We start from the raw sequence: 15894 nt of genomic DNA, 5'->3' as shown, positions 1-15894 counted from the left end.
AACGCCCATGCCTATGGAACCCCACGTCATCGAGCAGATGATCAAGGAAGCCCTGCCCGACGCCGAAGTCTATATTACGGCGCTGGTCAACGACGGCGACCACTACCGCGCCCAGGTGGTTTCGGAAGCGTTTCGCGGCCTGAGCCGCGTCAAGCAGCATCAGCTGGTTTATGCCGCGCTGAAAGGCAATGTCGGCGGCGCGCTGCACGCGCTGGCGCTGGAAACCGCGCCGCCCGAAACGGCTTGAACGGTTCGCCGGCCCACCTTACTTTTGGAGTTGACGGAGCCTTGACCTCCGTTGAAAGGATTTTGACATGTCGAACCAACAGACTCTCGACCGCATCAAGCAGGACATCGAATCCAACGATGTCGTGCTGTTCATGAAGGGCACGCCCAACTTCCCGCAATGCGGTTTTTCCGGTCAGGTCGCCAAGATTCTCGGTCACCTCGAAGTGCCCTACAAGGGCGTGAACGTGCTTGAGGACGGGGAAATCCGCGAGGGCGTCAAGGCGTTCTCCAATTGGCCGACCATTCCGCAGCTCTACATCAAGGGCGAGTTCATCGGCGGCTGCGACATCGTTCGCGAAATGTTCCAGTCGGGCGAGCTGGTCAGCGCCTTCAAGACGGCCGGCGTGCCGGTGAAGGACGCCGCGCAGGCGTAAATCGAGGCGACGCGGCGAAAAAAGCGTTGCAGTTGCGCCGACAATGGTCACGCGCTCCCCTTCTCCCCTTGCGGGAGAAGGTGGCTCGCGCGGAGCGCGAGACGGATGAGGGGCCCCGCGATCGGCGCGATTTTTCCCTTGTTTTTCGAGGCTCCGCGTCCGTGCGTTTTGACGTGGAGCGGCTGAACTTGTCTCAAATTTTCTGATGATCGTGCATCAAAACAAAGCTTTTTGGCGGCCCATGGCCGCCGAGGACCTTCAAACAGTCCATGAAATCGCGACGGAAATTCACACCTCACTGCCGGAGCGCCCGGAAGTTTTTCGCGAAAAATTCAGCCTTTTCCCAAAAGGCTGCCTCATCCTTCACAGCGACGGCGGCGCGGCCGGCTACGCGATCTCGCATCCCTGGCTGCTGAATTCGGTTCCGCCGTTGGATGCGTTTCTGAACGCCCTTCCCGCGGCGGCGAATTGCCTCTATCTCCACGACGCCGCGATACGGCCAAGCGGCAGAGGCCAGTCGGCGAGCGCGACGCTCGCCGCACAACTCCGGACCATTGCGACGCAAGAAAACCTGAAAAACCTGGCGCTGATCTCGGTCTACGGGACGGACCGCCTATGGTCCCGATTCGGTTTTTCCGCCGTCCAAAACCCCGATCTCGCGGAAAAACTCGCGTCCTATGGCTCGACAGCAAAATATATGGTCGCGCCCGTCTGAACTCCGCGTGGGCGCCTCCCACTTGCGCCAGCCCGCCTTGCCATGTCGGGCGAGCGATGAGCATGAGGGCCTCTGGCCTTTCCACCGTCATTGCGAGCGAAGCGAAGCAATCCAGGCGCCGATGAAGGCCCCGGCGCAGATCATGTCCACGGATCGTCAGACGGATAGATTTCTGGATTGCTTCGCTTCGCTCGCAATGACGATTTTGACGCGGGGCGCTACGATTTCAACCTCGGGCTACACTTATTTCAGCACGCCCACCAGCGCCTTCGCCTCATCCCCATCCCATTTCGCCGGCCCCGCCAGCGCGGCGATCTCGCACCCATCGGGTCCAACAACAAACGTGGTCGGCAGCCCCAAAACCTTGCCCGCCCGGCGCAGCGCCTCGAAACTCGCGCCATCCGCGTCCTGATAAAATCCCAAATTCTTCACGCCGATCTCGCCGAAAAACGCCCTGGCCCGCTCCTTCTTCGCCGTATCGACATTGAGCGCCACCACGGTCACGCCCTCAACCGCCCCCTGCAGGCGATCCAGCGCCGGCATTTCCTCGCGACACGGCACGCACCACGTCGCCCAAGCGTTCAGCAGAATCGGCTTGCCGCGAAAACTTGCCAGCGTGGTCGGCCCCTGCGGCCCGGCAAACGACAGCTCCGGCATCGGCTTGGGATCGGACCGCACCGCCAGAGCCGCAAAATCCCCCTTAGCAAATGGCGCGATCCGCTCGGCCACGGCCCGCGACGCCTCGCATTGCGCCGCCGCCGCTTTCTTGCCCTCCCCGCCCAACACGTATAGGACGAACCAAACACACGCGGCCAGGGCCGCGGGGACGAAGATCGCGTGCGGCAGGATCAGTTTTCGCGCGATCTGGCGCATCTGTTCGGGCGTGGCGCGCACCGGCTCTTGCGGTTCGTCAGGGTCAGTCATGAGGGCCTCGGCTACGGTCTTCTGGAGAAAGTCATGAGCAATCAGATGTGGGGCGGCCGGTTCGCCAGCGGTCCCGACGCCATCATGGAAGAGATCAACGCCTCCATCGGTTTCGACTATCGCTTGGCGAAACAGGACATCGCCGGCTCGAAGGCCCATGTCGCCATGCTGGCGAAACAGGGCATCGTCAGCGCCGCCGACGCCGAAGCGATTTCCAAGGGTCTAGACGAGGTCGCCGCCGAAATCGAGAGCGGAAATTTCACCTTCTCCCGCGCCCTCGAAGACATTCACATGAATGTCGAATCGCGGCTCGCCGAAAAGATCGGTCCCGCCGCCGGTCGCCTGCACACGGCGCGCTCGCGCAACGATCAGGTCGCCGTCGACTTCAAGCTCTGGGTGCGCGACACCATCGACGACCTCGACGCCCAGCTCGCCGACCTGCAAGCGGCGCTGGCCGACAAGGCGGAAACCTACGCCGAAGCGGTCATGCCCGGTTTCACCCACCTGCAATCCGCGCAACCCGTGACGTTCGGCCATCACCTGCTCGCCTATGTCGAGATGATTTCCCGCGACCGGGGTCGCTTCAACGACGCGCGGAAACGGCTGAACGAATGCCCGCTCGGCGCGGCGGCGCTCGCCGGCACCAGCTTCCCCATCGACCGTTTCGCCACGGCAAAAACGCTGGGCTTCGACCGCCCCACCGCCAATTCGCTCGACAGCGTCTCCGACCGCGATTTCGTCCTGGAAACCCTGTCGGCCGCCGCCATCGCCGCCACGCACCTGTCCCGTTTCGCCGAGGAAATCGTGCTGTGGACCACGCCGCAGTTCGGTTTCATCGCGCTGTCCGACAAGTTCACGACGGGCTCGTCGATCATGCCGCAAAAGCGCAATCCCGACGCCGCCGAACTGGTGCGCGGCAAATCGGGCCGCGTCATCGGCGACCTCGCCGGCCTTCTCATCGTGATGAAGGGCCTGCCGCTCGCCTATTCCAAGGACATGCAGGAGGACAAGGAAGGCTGTTTCGACTCCCTCCAAAGCCTGTCGCTGTGCATCGCCGCCATGGCCGGCATGGTCCGCGACCTGACGCCAAAGCTTGAAAAAATGAAGGCGGCGGCGGGCTCCGGCTATTCCACCGCAACGGATTTGGCGGACTGGCTGGTGCGCGCGCTCAATCTGCCGTTCCGCCAAGCCCATCACGTCACCGGCCGCATCGTGGCGCTGGCCAGCGACACGGGCAAGGAGCTGGAAGAGCTGACGCTCAGCGAAATGCAGGGCGTCGAGCCCGCCATAACGTCAGAGATTTTTGACGTGCTTGGTGTAGAGAAATCGGTGCGCAGCCGCCTGTCCTATGGCGGCACGGCGCCGCAAAACGTGCTGGAGCAGGCGCGCGGCTGGAAACAGAAGCTCGCCAAGAAATAGTTTGGAGGCGCGACTTTATCGCGCCTATAGTTCGCGCAATTGGAAAGGTTTGGACCTTGGCTCGACTGCTTCGCCTGCTCACAGCCGCTTCCCTGCTCGCTGGCGCGCTCGCGCTCGAAGGCTGCGGGCGAAAAGGCTATCCCGAGGCGCCCTCCACCGCCGCCCTGCCGGCGAATTCGCCGCAGAAACTGCCGCACGGCGTCAGCGATCCCGCGCTGAAAGCCGGCGCGAGCAAGCAACCCACGCCTTTCGACTTCCTGCTGTAAAACCATGCGTCATTTCGCTTACGAGAACGGCGTGCTGCACGCCGAAGGCCATGCCCTGCCCGATCTGGCGCGGGAGGTCGAAACCCCGTTCTATCTCTACAGCGCCGCCACCATCCGTCGGCATTTTAGCGTTTTTTCCAAGGCCGTGGCCGACCTCGACGCCCTCGTCTGCTATGCGATGAAGGCCAATTCCAACCAGGCGATTTTAAAACTGCTGGCGGGAATGGGCTCAGGGATGGACGTCGTCTCCGAAGGCGAACTTTTACGCGCCCGCGCGGCTGGCGTCGCGGGCGAAAGAATCACCTTTTCCGGCGTGGGCAAGACCGACCGCGAGATCGCGCTGGCTCTCGACCTGGGCATTTTCTGCTTCAACGTCGAATCCGAGCCGGAACTGGAGCGCATTTCCCAGATCGCTTGTTCGCGCGGGCAAACCGCGCCCATTTCCATCCGCGTCAATCCCGACGTGGACGCCAAAACCCACGCGAAAATTTCGACGGGAAAATCGGAAAACAAGTTCGGCGTGCCGATATCGGTCGCCGCCGACGTTTACGACCGGGCCGCGAAACTCCCCGGCGTGAAAATCGCCGGCGTGGACATGCACATCGGCTCGCAGATCACGGATTTGACCCCGTTCGACAACGCCTTTGCCCTGCTGGCCGGGTTTGTCGGCGAATTGCGCCGGCGCGGCCACGCGATCCATCACGTCGATCTCGGCGGCGGCCTCGGCATCCCCTATTCCGAGCAGGAAGAGGCGAGCGCGCAAACCTATCATCCCGAGCGTTACGCGGCGATCGTGCGCCGCCACATCAAACCGCTGGGCGTCAAAACCGTGTTCGAGCCGGGGCGGCTGATCGTCGGCAACGCCGGGGTGCTGGTCACCAAGGTGATTTATGTAAAGCGCGGCGCGGGGAAAAATTTCATCATTGTCGACGCGGCGATGAACGATCTGGTGCGCCCCACGCTCTACGAGGCGCATCACGACATTTTCCCGGTGGCGCAGCCCGCGCCCGAAGCGACGAACATCAAGGCTGATCTGGTCGGCCCGGTCTGCGAGACCGGCGATTACCTCGCCAAGGACCGCACGCTGCCCGAGCCGAAGCCGGGCGACCTCCTCGCGGTCATGTCGGCGGGCGCCTATGGCGCGGCGCAGGCCTGCACCTACAACAGCCGGCTGCTGATCCCGGAAGTTTTGGTCGATGGCGACCAACACGCCGTGATCCGCCCGCGCCTGCGCTACGAGGACTTGATCGGACTCGACCGCGTTCCCAACTGGTTGCTATGATCCAAGCCAGCAGCCCGCCAAAAGCCCGCTGGAGTTAGCCCTCATCCCGAGAAGCGCCTGAAAGGCGCGTCTCCAGGGACAAGGGCGGTCCAAGGTTTTTGCGGTCGACCGGGCCAGCAACGGAGACAGAATGGAAGAGTTGCGCGCCGCAAGAACGCGGCTTGGCCTGCTCACCCTCCTCACGCAATTCGCCCTGTTCCTCGAACAGCTCATCCTGCTCCTCGCGCCGGCGCTGGCGCTGCTGATCGGTTTCGCCGCCCTGTCCTGGACAGGGATTTGGCTCGCCGCGCCGCCGGCCGGGCGGATCGCCGGCGGCGTCGCGCTGGGCGTCCTGCTGCTGCTGGCGCTGTCGCGCCTGCGCCGCTTGCGCTGGACCGGCCGGGCGCAGGCGCGCGGCAAACTCGACCAGGGCCGCGAGGACAATCCCGCCGCCGCGCTCGCCGACGCGCTCGCCAATCCGGATCAGGAACCCACAAGCCTGCTGTGGGCCGCGCATCTGCGGCGCATGCGCAAAAACGTCAAAAAACTGCGCGCGCCCCTGCCATCGCCCCGCCTCGCCGCACAGGACCCGCGCGCCTGGGGCGCGCTGGCGATCCTGGCCCTGTGCGCGACCGCTTTTGTCGCCGGCCCCGAAAAATACATCCGCCTCGCCGCCGCTTTTGATTGGCGCGCCCTCGCGCCCGGGGATTCGACCCGCGTCGATGTCTGGATCGACCCGCCGCGCTACACCGGCAAGCCGCCCCTCGTCCTCACCCTCAACCAGAACGAGGAACAGAGCATCTCCGCGCCGGTCGGCTCGCTCGTCGTGGCGCGGGCCGGCAATATCGCCGCGCTCGGCCTCAACGTCTCCGAAGGCCTGGCGCCCGCGCCCGAAAAGGAAAAAGGCGGCGAAAAGCATTTTGTCCTGCGCGGCGACGCCCGCTTGGGCCTTTCCGGCGCAGCCCGCGGAAATTTTGCCCTCCACGCCGAGCCCGACCAGCCTCCGAAAATCGCGCTGGTCGGTGAGCCAAAAACCAATGCGCGCGGCTCGTTCACGCTCTCCTATCGCATCGAGGACGATTACGGCGCCCGCGACGCGAAAATCGCGGCAAAATCGGTCGAGGACAGCGGCCACGCGCTGTTCGCGCCGCCCGAGGCGCCGCTGGACCTGCCCGCCGCGCCGGGCGGGCTCGGCGAGGCCCGCGCCACGCTGGACTGGAGCGACAGCCCCTACGCCGGCCGTCCCGTGCAGTTGAGCCTGAGCGTCCGCGACGAGGCCGGGCAAGAGGGCGAGGCGCGCATCGGGCCTTTTGCCCTGCCGCAGAAAATTTTCAAGGACCCGCTGGCGCTGGCGCTGGTGGAGCAGCGGCGCATTCTCGCGCTCGACGCGGAGCGCCGGGGCCAGGTGAACTCCGCATTGGAGGCGCTGGACATCGCGCCCGAGCTGTTCACGCCGAAATTTTCCGTCCATCTCGGCCTGCGCCACGCCATTCTCGCCCTGCGCCACGCCCAGAACGACGACGATCTGCGCGGGGTCGCCGACTATCTCTGGGCCATGGCGCTGCAGATCGAGGAAGGCGACATGTCCCAGGCCGAGCGCGACCTGCGCGCGGCGGAAAAGGCGCTGCGCGAGGCGCTGAAGACCGGCGCCTCGAAAGAGGACATCGACCGCCTGACCAAGGACATGCAGAAGGCCATGGAGAATTTTCTCCAGGAAATGGCGAAAAAGGGCCAGCAACGGCAGGGCGAGAGCCAGACCGGCGAGGGCAAGGCCGTCTCGCCCGAGGATTTTCAAAAGCTATTGGAGCAGATGAAAAAGGCCATGGAGGACGGCGACATGGAGACCGCCCAGGCCCTGCTCGACCAGATGCAATCCATGCTGGAAAACCTGCAGAACGCGCAGGGGGGACCGTCGCAAAAATCGCGCGACCGCCAGTCGCGGCGCGAGCTCGACAAGATGATGCGCGAGCAGCAGCAATTGCGCGACGAAACCGCCGAACAGGAGCGCGGCAAAGGCGCGCCGGGGATGCAGGGCCGCGAGCAGCAGCAGGGCGAGGGCCAGAAAGCCGGCAAGGGGAAAGGCGACAAGCCCGGCGAGGGCTCGCTGGAGCAGCGCCAGGGCAAGCTGCGCGAAAAACTCGACGCGCTCAGAAAAAACGCGCCCGCCATGGACGAGAAGGCGGCGGAAGGCCTGAAACAGGCCGAGGAGTCGATGAAGGGCGCGGAAAACGCGTTAAAGCAGGGCGACGAGGGGCAGGCCATGGCCGACCAGCAGAGCGCGCTCGACCAGATGGGCAAGAGCGCCGGCGAAATGGCCAAGGGCAAGGACGGCGAGGGCCAGGAGGCCGGCGGCGAGAAGCGCGGCGGCCGCGACAAGAACGGCGAAGGTCCGTTCGACAACGCCCAGCGCAGCGACGGCGTCAAGGCCACGGCCGCTCAAAAAGCCCGCAGGATTCTCGACGAGTTGCGCAAGCGGCTCTCGGACCCCAGCCGCGCCCAGGAAGAGCTGGACTATCTGGAGCGACTGATTCGCCCCAATTGAAACATTCTACAGCTACGAGAGCATCTCGCCGGCCATGCAACTCCGTGTCGTCATGTCCGGGCGTCGTCCCGGCCATCCACGCCGCACCGATCCGCTCTGGCGCCCCGGCACCAACACGTGATCCGGTTTTTCCGCAAGACGGCTGCGCGATTTTGCCGAGAGGGCGCGAGGGGCTGCGAAGGCCCCGATTTGTCAGTCGATTTCCGCGCGGACGCCGGAACCGGCGGATCCGGACTTTTTTCCACCCCGCGCCGCAATTGACTAAGTTTTCCCGCCCGACTAACAGAACATGACGGACAATTAGATCATACCTAAACCAATTCCCATTGGGAGGCTGAAAGCGATGAAACTTCTCGTGCCCGTGAAGCGGGTCGTCGATTACAACGTGAAGATCCGCGTCAAGGCGGACGGCTCGGGCGTCGAGCTCGCCAATGTGAAGATGTCGATGAATCCCTTCGACGAAATCGCCGTGGAAGAAGCGCTGCGCCTGAAGGAAGCCGGCAAGGCGACGGAAGTCGTGGTCGTCTCCATCGGCCCGCAACAGGCCACCGAAACCCTGCGCACCGGCCTCGCCATGGGCGCGGATCGCGGCATTCTGGTCAAGACCGACGAGACGGTGGAGCCGCTCGCCGTCGCCAAAATTCTGAAAGCCGTGGCGCAGGAAGAACAGCCCGGCCTGATCATTTTGGGAAAGCAGGCGATAGACGACGACTCGAACCAGACCGGACAGATGCTCGCCGCGCTGCTCGGCTGGGGCCAGGGCACCTTCGCCTCCAAGGTGGAAGTCGCGGACGGCACGGTTGACGTGACCCGCGAAGTCGACGGCGGCCTGCAAACCGTGACGCTGAAGACCCCGGCGGTGGTGACCACCGACCTGCGCCTCAACGAGCCGCGCTACGCCTCGCTGCCCAACATCATGAAGGCGAAGAAAAAACCCATCGCCGAAAAGACCCCCGCCGACTATGGCGTGGACACGACGCCGCGCCTGAAGGTGTTGAAGACCACCGAACCGCCGACCCGCAAGGCGGGCGTGAAAGTGGCCTCGGTGGCCGAACTGGTGAGCAAACTCAAAGACGAAGCCGGGGTGATCTGATGACGACTCTTCTCCTTGCTGAAGTGCATGGCGGCAAGCTGAACGACGCCACCGCCAAGGCTCTGACCGCCGCCGCCGCCCTCGGCGGCCCGGTCCACATCCTCGTCGCCTGCGGCTCGGACGCGGCCGCGCAGGCGGCCTCAAAACTCGCGGGCGTGGAAAAGGTGCTCACGGCGTCCGGCGACGCGTTCAAGCACCAGATCGCCGAAGTCACGGCCGATTTGATCGTGTCGCTCGCCGGCGGCTATGACGCCATCGTCGCCCCGGCCAGCTCCAACGGCAAGAACGTCCTGCCGCGCGTCGCCGCGCTGCTCGACGTGGCGCAGGTGTCGGAAATCTCGAAAGTCGTCTCGCCCGACACGTTCGAGCGTCCGATCTACGCCGGCAACGCCATCCAGACCGTTCAGGCGACCGACGCGAAAAAGGTGATCACTGTGCGCACCTCCACTTTCGCCGCGACCGGCGAAGGCGGTTCGGCGCCGATCGAGGCGGTGACGCCGCCGGCGGATTCCGGCTTGTCGAGCTTCAAGAGCGAGGCGCTGGCCGTGTCCGACCGTCCGGAGCTGACGTCCGCAAAAATCATCATTTCCGGCGGCCGCGCCATGGCCAATGCGGAAAACTTCAAGACCTACATCGAGCCGGTCGCCGACAAGCTCGGCGCGGCCATGGGCGCCTCGCGCGCCGCGGTGGACGCGGGCTATGCGCCCAACGACTGGCAGGTCGGTCAGACCGGCAAGGTGGTCGCGCCCGAGCTTTACATCGCCTGCGGCATTTCCGGCGCCATCCAGCATCTGGCGGGCATGAAGGATTCCAAGGTGATCGTGGCGATCAACAAGGACGAGGAAGCCCCGATCTTCCAGGTGGCGGATTACGGCCTTGTGGCGGACCTTTACACGGCCCTGCCCGAGCTCAAGGACGAACTGACCAAGATCGGCCGCTGAGGCGGCCGGCTGGCGGGATCATGACCATTCGACTTTCTGGGATCATGCTCTAGACCTATGGACTGGCGACGATTAAGCCCTATGATCGCCGCCGGTTTCACCCCTCGGGAATGAACAATGAGCTTCGAAATTCGCAAGATCGGCGTCGTCGGCGCGGGACAGATGGGCTGCGGCATCGCCCAGGTCAGCGCCTCCGCAGGTTTTGAAGTTCTCCTCAACGACATATCCCCCGAGCGCATCGAAGCCGGGATCGCCCGGATCGGCGCCAATCTGGGCCGCGCGGTCGAGCGCGGCGGCATGACCGTGGCGGAAAAGGACGCGGCGCTGGCGCTGATCAAGCCGGCGGCCGATTTCGCCGCCCTTGGCGACGCCGACCTCGTCATGGAGGCGGCCTCCGAGAACGAGGAGGTCAAGCGCGCCGTTTTCACCAACCTTCGCGGTCATCTGAAGCCCGAAGCCGTGGTCGCCACCAACACCTCGTCGATTTCCATCACCCGCCTCGCGGCGAGCACCGACCGTCCCGGTCGGTTCATCGGCATTCACTTCATGAATCCGGTGCCGCGCATGCAGCTGGTCGAGCTGATCCGGGGCATAGCGACCGACGACGAGACCTTTGCGGCGGCCAAGGTTTTCATCGAGAAGCTGCACAAGACCGTCACGGTCTCGGAGGATTTCCCGGCCTTCATCGTCAACCGCATCCTGCTGCCGATGATCAACGAGGCGATCTACACGCTTTACGAGGGCGTTGGCTCGGTGGACGCCATCGACACCGCCATGCGGCTCGGCGCCAACCACCCGATGGGACCGCTGCAACTGGCCGATTTCATCGGCCTGGACACCTGCCTGTCGATCATGCAGGTGCTGCATGAGGGGCTGGCGGATTCCAAATACCGCCCCTGCCCTTTGCTGGTCAAATATGTCGAGGCCGGCTGGCTCGGCCGCAAGACGCAACGCGGTTTCTACGACTACCGCAGCGGGGCGCCGATCCCGACGCGCTGACGCGCGCAGACGCATGGCCCCGGTTTTGGGGATCGGGCCGTGCGCGGATCAGTCGCAATGCGCTAAATCAACAAAATCTTAACCTGGTCTTCACAAAGGCGTCATCGGCCTTGTAGACTATTGCCGCAGGGAATCGGCCGGTGGACTCTTGTCCCGGTTCGGTATACTGAGGCGGCGCATCATGTTTAATGACATGCCCATGTGCGAAAGTTTTAGGGACGCGACCCCCGTCGCCCCGTCCCTCGCGCCGCTGACTCCGCACACGCTCCCTCATCGGACTCCGAGGGCGGAATGAGCATCGGGTTTCTGCATTCTTCCCCTGGGATCGATGCGGAAACGCCGCCAACAGCCGAGCTGTCCGCGCTTTCCGGGATTGGGAGGGCGCGATGAACGTAGCCAATCTCCGCACGCTGGTCCTCAACGCCGACATGCAGCCGGTGAGCTGGGCGCCGCTGTCGATCTGGAGCTGGCAGGACGCGCTGGTCGCGCTGCTCAAGGGCCGGGTTTACCCGATCGCCCATTACGACGACGTTCGCGTGCATTCCGCCGACAAGTCCTATGAAGTGCCCTCGGTGGTGGCGCTGAAGAACTATCATCGGCGCAAGAGCATCGCCTTCACCCGCTACCACGTGTTCCTGCGCGACGAATTCACCTGCCAATATTGCGGACAGAAGGGGCTGGCGAAGGACCTGACGTTCGATCACGTGACTCCGCGCTCAAAAGGCGGGCAGACGAGCTGGACCAACATCGTCACCTGCTGCCAGCGGGACAATCTGCTCAAGGCCGACATGACGGCGCGCCAGGCGGGTTTGAAGCTGCGGAGGGCCCCGTTCGAGCCGAGCCCGTTCCAGCTCGACATGATCGCCCGCCGCCTGCCCCAGGCCAACAGCGAGCTGCACAAGACCTGGCACGATTTTTTGTATTGGGATTCCGAGCTCGAAGGCTGAAGAGGCCCGAGACATGGCGAGGCCGGCGCAACCCGCCGGCTTTTTTGCGCGCCCATTCCGCGCCAATCGGGAGCGCAGGCAGCGCAGGCAGCCTCGCGGCTGCCGCCCCGCCACGCCACCGCGCGTACGGGTCGGATAGGCGCCGAACGACAGGGCGCGCTCTTGACCATGGAGTACGCGTCCGGGTTGGACCGCCTGTGATTTCGCGAGCGGCTCGGTAAGACACTATACGTATGCATAGTCATACGCACAGTGTCGAAAAGCTGGAGATCGTGGAGACGGGGCGTCGGCGCCGTTGGTCGGACGAGGAGAAACTGCGGATCGTCACCGAAAGCCAGGCGGGTCCTCGCCTGGTTTCGGCCACGGCGCGACGCCACGGGATTTCGCCCGGGCAATTGTTCACCTGGCGGCGCGAGTTGGGCGTCCAGCCGCCACGGCCCGCCATTGAGCCGCCGCAGATGGTTCGCGTCTGCGTTGAGGATGCCCCCAAGTCGAGCGGGTCGCCGAGAACGGTCGAGATCATTCTTCCGAGTGGCGTTCGGCTCGTTGTCGCGCCCGACATTGATCCCGCCGCCCTGAGGCGGATCGTGAACGTCATGGAAACGAGATGATCGGGCTGTCGAGCGACGTCCGCGTCTGGCTGGCGACCGGCCACACCGACATGCGCAAAGGCTTCAACTCTCTGGCTTTGCAGGTGCAGGAAACGCTGAAGCGCAATCCTCATAACGGCAATTTATTCTGTTTTCGCGGTCGCCGCGGCGATCTTTTGAAGGTGATCTGGCACGATGGCCAGGGCGCATGCCTGTTCACAAAAAGGCTTGAACGCGGGCGTTTCCTGTGGCCGTCCATGGCCGATGGCGTCGTGACGATCTCGGCGGCGCAACTGTCCTATCTTCTTTCTGGAATTGACTGGCGCATGCCACAGAAAACCTGGCGTCCGGAGGCGGCGGGGTGATCTGCGGCCGATTGACTCGGGCAGACTCGGCCCGCTGTTTTGGGACGATTTCGGCGGACAGATATGGTTCAATTCCGAGCGTGAAAGACGCCTCCGATCCGCTTCCTTCCGACCTCGCCGCCGCCCACGCGATGATCCTCGCGCAGCGCGAACAGCTGGCGCAGAAGGAGGCGGAAAATCTCGCCGCGCAGAGCGAAGCCAAGATCACCAGGCTGGAGATCGAGCGCCTGAAGTTTTTGCTCGCCAAGGCCCGGCGCGAACAGTTCGGACAATCCTCGGAGCGCGGCAAGCAGTTGATCGAACAGCTCGAACTGGCGATCGAGGATTTGGAGGAGACCCAAGGCGCCGAACAAACCAAGGCGGAAATCGTCGCGCCGGAAACGACGAAGGACAAGCACAGGCGGGCGCCGCGCGGACCGCGCAAACTGCCGGACGATCTGCCAGTCGAACGGATTGTCGAGGCGGCGCCCTGCGCGTGCGGCAAATGCGGCGGCCCCCGGCTGCGCAAGCTGGGCGAGATCGTGACCCGGACGCTGGAAAGCGAGCCGCGGCGCTGGAGAATCATCGAGCATGTGCGCGAAAAGTTCACCTGCCGGGATTGCGAGGCGATCACTGAACCGCCGGCGCCCTCGCATCCGATCGCGCGCGGCTTTGCCGGCCCCGGCCTGCTCGCAATGATCCTGGTGTCGAAGTTCCGTTAGCGGTGCGGCTCGACCGGTCACCCATTTTCAGACCGTCAGCGCCGACGGCCACCTCGCAGTTTGGCAAGGCGTCGGCTGGCGGATCGTCCGCCTGCGCAATGTCGGCATAAGGCGACGACGGCGCCGGCGATGGTTTCGTGAGCCGTCGCTGCAATCCGTTCGATTTCCGCCTCCGAGACGCCGAGTAGCAGGTCGCGTCCCATTGGATTGACGGACAGGATTGGAGCCAGGGTCATCCCGAAGTCAGAGATCATCAGCGACCGCCATGCGTTGGAGCGCATGCCGACGCCGAGCAAGAAGCCGATCGACCAGTCAGTCATGACGGCGCAGCCCTCGGCGTTCATGAGCAGTGGAAGATAGGCCTCAGGCCGATGGGCGAGGATTTCAACAACCTCGTCGTGACGATGCAGGATGGTCTGAACGAGGCGATGCTCGGGCGTCCCCGGCTCTTTCATCGGCATTCGTTTGCCAAAGACTTGCGGCAGCCATTCATGGGTTGGAATAAAGGCCGGCCCAGCCGCGACTGCGGCGATCAGGCCGTCGATGGCGTTGATGCCGACAAAATCGCTGTGACCGTCGCCACGCAGGATCACGTCTGCTTCGTCATAGGTGAAAAGCGTCTCGCTCACGCCGCCGCCTTCATGGTTTCAGCCCTGCGCGCCGCTTTCCAATTCCAGACCAGCAATTCGTCCAACTGATTGTTTTTCGTTCGACCCGAGACAATGCGCTCAAGCACGTCGGTCAGATAGGTTTCCGGATCAATCTCGTTGAGTTTCGCCGTGTTAATGAGCGACGAAAGAATGGCCCAGGTTTCACCCCCGCCTTCGTCGCCGCAGAATAATGAGTTGCGGCGCCCGATGCCAATCGGTCTGATCGAACGCTCGACGATATTGGTGTCGGGCTCAAGGCGGCCGTCGTCGAGGAACAGGATCAAGCCAGCCCAATGGTTGAGCGTGTAATTGATCGCCTCCGTCAGCGTCGACTGGATCGAAAGCCCATCCCGCGTCTCATCCAGCCGAGCTTTCAAAGCCGCCATCAAAGGCTTGGTTTCGGCCTGCCGCACGGCGCGGCGCTGTTCGGCGTCGAGGCCGCGGATCGTCTTCTCGATCGCGTAAATCGCCGCGATGCGCTCGACCACTTCCTGCGCGAACGGCGATTTTGTCGACTTGAACACGGCGACAAATTTGCGTCGCGCGTGGGTCAGGCAAAACGCCAGCTGGATCGCGCCCGCCGCCCGCTCGTCCTTGAGGAGCGCCTTGTAGGCGCTATAGCCATCGACCTGAAGCGTTCCCGAGAAGGTCGCGAGCTGCGCCGCAATTTCTTTCTTGCCGCGCCCGTCGGCGAACACATAGGCGACCGCCGGCGGGGCCGGCCCCCGCCAGGGCCGGTCGTCAGTCGCATGCGCCCACAGCTGGCAGGTCTTGGCGCGGCCCTTTCCCGGATCGAGCACCGGCATCCGCGTCTCGTCGCAGAACAGATGCGCATGCAGATGCATGGCGGCCAACTGGCGTTCGTAAAGGCTCTTCAGCATCCGCGCCGCTTCCTTGAGCCAGCGCGACAGCGTTTGCCGGTCAACCTCGACGCCGTAGCCGGCGAGGATCTGCATCTGGCGATAGAGCGTCGAATACCAGCCGTATTTCGCCACGGCGATATGGCTGACGAAGGCGGTCGTGACCATGCCGCCCTCGATGAGACGCGCCGGCGCCTTGGCCTGAACGATGACCTCCTCGCAGGCCCGGCAGGCGTATTTCGGGCGGATCGTGCGCACCACCCGGACCACCGGCGCAATCCGGTCGAGCGCTTCGCTGACCGCCTCGCCGATGCGATGCAACTTCCCGGCGCAGCACGGGCAGTCCATCGAGTCCGGCTCGATCACCACCACATGGCGCGGCAGGTGCGGCGGCAAGGCGCCAATGTTGCGCTTGCGCCTCTTTTGCGCCCCGGCGGGCGCGCCCGCCTCGTTCAGGCGCTCGTCATTCGCCGGCTCCGGAGGCGCAGCCTGCGCCTCGCCGAGACTGAGCGCCATTTGTTCGGGGACGACGACCGTGAGCTTTTCCGACCGCGACCCGAAAATCATTTCCTTCAGGGTGCGGATCGTCGCCTGCAAGGCTTCGTTTTTCCCTTCGCTGGCGAGCAGCATCTCGATCAGTCGATCAGGATCGCGGGGAAGTGTTTCCGGTCGAAGCGCCATAAGGACAAGCTAACGCCAATCGCCTCGAAACGCTAGCAAAACAGGGTGTTTCAAGCGGTTTTGATCGGCCGCGCCGCCGGCCGCGGCGCGATCTTGAGCCACTCGCTCAGCCCGTCCAGAAGCATGGCCAGTTGCGTCGCCGACAACATCATTTTGCCCTCGCGGATCGGCGGCCAGGCGAAACGTCCGCCCTCAAGTTCGAGCCATTTCGTCATGAGCCACATGCCCGTTCCGTCAAAGACCAAAATTTTCAAACGATCGGGCCGTTTCGAGCGAAA

The 15894-nt window shown here is 64.1% G+C and carries 18 protein-coding genes; 14 read left to right on the top strand and 4 right to left on the bottom strand.

The window, feature by feature from the left end; genetic code table 11:
- Positions 1-7: 7 nt before the first annotated feature.
- The 3 genes from GJ654_RS15350 to GJ654_RS15340 all read left to right on the top strand — a co-directional run bounded on the left by GJ654_RS15350 (position 8) and on the right by GJ654_RS15340 (position 1377).
- Positions 8-247: a BolA family protein gene (locus GJ654_RS15350; protein WP_155447058.1), complete on the top strand. Its 240-nt coding sequence runs from the start codon at positions 8-10 to the stop codon at positions 245-247.
- A gap of 67 nt (positions 248-314) precedes the next feature.
- On the top strand, positions 315-662 hold the full coding sequence (grxD, locus tag GJ654_RS15345) for a Grx4 family monothiol glutaredoxin (protein ID WP_155447057.1): 348 nt from the start codon (positions 315-317) through the stop codon (positions 660-662).
- A 241-nt stretch (positions 663-903) separates the two neighbouring features.
- Positions 904-1377, top strand: a complete 474-nt coding sequence (locus GJ654_RS15340; RefSeq protein WP_246664776.1) for a GNAT family N-acetyltransferase — start codon at positions 904-906, stop codon at positions 1375-1377.
- 243 nt (positions 1378-1620) lie between these two features.
- On the opposite strand, the gene GJ654_RS15335 is transcribed toward GJ654_RS15340, so the two are convergent.
- Positions 1621-2301 (bottom strand): TlpA family protein disulfide reductase, encoded by a 681-nt coding sequence (locus tag GJ654_RS15335; RefSeq protein WP_155447055.1) that lies wholly within the window; start codon positions 2299-2301, stop codon positions 1621-1623.
- 33 nt (positions 2302-2334) lie between these two features.
- Here GJ654_RS15335 and argH point away from each other — a divergent pair, with 33 nt between their 5' ends.
- The 11 genes from argH (at position 2335) to GJ654_RS15280 (ending at position 13425) form a co-directional block, all read left to right on the top strand.
- A complete protein-coding gene (argH, locus tag GJ654_RS15330) occupies positions 2335-3720 on the top strand; it encodes an argininosuccinate lyase (RefSeq protein ID WP_155447054.1) in 1386 nt (461 codons plus the stop codon).
- A 56-nt stretch (positions 3721-3776) separates the two neighbouring features.
- Positions 3777-3986, top strand: coding sequence for a hypothetical protein (locus tag GJ654_RS15325; protein WP_155447053.1), 210 nt, complete (start codon positions 3777-3779; stop codon positions 3984-3986).
- A gap of 4 nt (positions 3987-3990) precedes the next feature.
- Positions 3991-5268, top strand: a complete 1278-nt coding sequence (gene lysA / locus GJ654_RS15320; RefSeq protein ID WP_155447052.1) for a diaminopimelate decarboxylase — start codon at positions 3991-3993, stop codon at positions 5266-5268.
- Between the two features lie 130 nt (positions 5269-5398).
- A complete protein-coding gene (locus GJ654_RS15315; protein WP_155447051.1) occupies positions 5399-7789 on the top strand; it encodes a TIGR02302 family protein in 2391 nt (796 codons plus the stop codon).
- A gap of 343 nt (positions 7790-8132) precedes the next feature.
- Complete coding sequence (locus GJ654_RS15310; protein WP_155447050.1) at positions 8133-8882, top strand: electron transfer flavoprotein subunit beta/FixA family protein; 750 nt, start codon at positions 8133-8135, stop codon at positions 8880-8882.
- Complete coding sequence (locus GJ654_RS15305) at positions 8882-9823, top strand: electron transfer flavoprotein subunit alpha/FixB family protein (RefSeq protein ID WP_155447049.1); 942 nt, start codon at positions 8882-8884, stop codon at positions 9821-9823. Before GJ654_RS15310 ends, GJ654_RS15305 begins: the two co-directional genes overlap by 1 nt.
- A gap of 117 nt (positions 9824-9940) precedes the next feature.
- On the top strand, positions 9941-10822 hold the full coding sequence (locus GJ654_RS15300; protein ID WP_155447048.1) for a 3-hydroxybutyryl-CoA dehydrogenase: 882 nt from the start codon (positions 9941-9943) through the stop codon (positions 10820-10822).
- A gap of 386 nt (positions 10823-11208) precedes the next feature.
- The gene (locus tag GJ654_RS15295) at positions 11209-11769 is read left to right on the top strand and encodes an HNH endonuclease (RefSeq protein ID WP_155447047.1); all 561 of its coding nucleotides are present in this window, start codon (positions 11209-11211) and stop codon (positions 11767-11769) included.
- A gap of 233 nt (positions 11770-12002) precedes the next feature.
- Positions 12003-12380: an IS66-like element accessory protein TnpA gene (gene tnpA, locus GJ654_RS15290; RefSeq protein WP_155447046.1), complete on the top strand. Its 378-nt coding sequence runs from the start codon at positions 12003-12005 to the stop codon at positions 12378-12380.
- Complete coding sequence (tnpB, locus tag GJ654_RS15285; RefSeq protein ID WP_155447045.1) at positions 12377-12724, top strand: IS66 family insertion sequence element accessory protein TnpB; 348 nt, start codon at positions 12377-12379, stop codon at positions 12722-12724. The genes tnpA and tnpB (GJ654_RS15285) overlap by 4 nt, the downstream gene beginning before the upstream one ends.
- A gap of 80 nt (positions 12725-12804) precedes the next feature.
- Positions 12805-13425: an IS66 family transposase zinc-finger binding domain-containing protein gene (locus GJ654_RS15280; protein WP_264586271.1), complete on the top strand. Its 621-nt coding sequence runs from the start codon at positions 12805-12807 to the stop codon at positions 13423-13425.
- A 35-nt stretch (positions 13426-13460) separates the two neighbouring features.
- On the opposite strand, the gene GJ654_RS15275 is transcribed toward GJ654_RS15280, so the two are convergent.
- The 3 genes from GJ654_RS15275 to tnpB (GJ654_RS15265) form a co-directional block, all read right to left on the bottom strand.
- The gene (locus GJ654_RS15275) at positions 13461-14054 is read right to left on the bottom strand and encodes a UPF0149 family protein (protein ID WP_155447044.1); all 594 of its coding nucleotides are present in this window, start codon (positions 14052-14054) and stop codon (positions 13461-13463) included.
- A complete protein-coding gene (tnpC, locus tag GJ654_RS15270; protein WP_155447043.1) occupies positions 14051-15616 on the bottom strand; it encodes an IS66 family transposase in 1566 nt (521 codons plus the stop codon). The genes GJ654_RS15275 and tnpC overlap by 4 nt, the downstream gene beginning before the upstream one ends.
- 50 nt (positions 15617-15666) lie before the next feature.
- Positions 15667-15894 (bottom strand): IS66 family insertion sequence element accessory protein TnpB (gene tnpB / locus GJ654_RS15265; RefSeq protein ID WP_155447042.1); only part of this gene is annotated, 228 nt, incomplete at its 5' end.

The organism is Rhodoblastus acidophilus, from assembly GCF_009720655.1.
Lineage (GTDB): Bacteria > Pseudomonadota > Alphaproteobacteria > Rhizobiales > Beijerinckiaceae > Rhodoblastus > Rhodoblastus acidophilus_A.
This window is presented reverse-complemented; position numbering and strand designations above follow the sequence as displayed.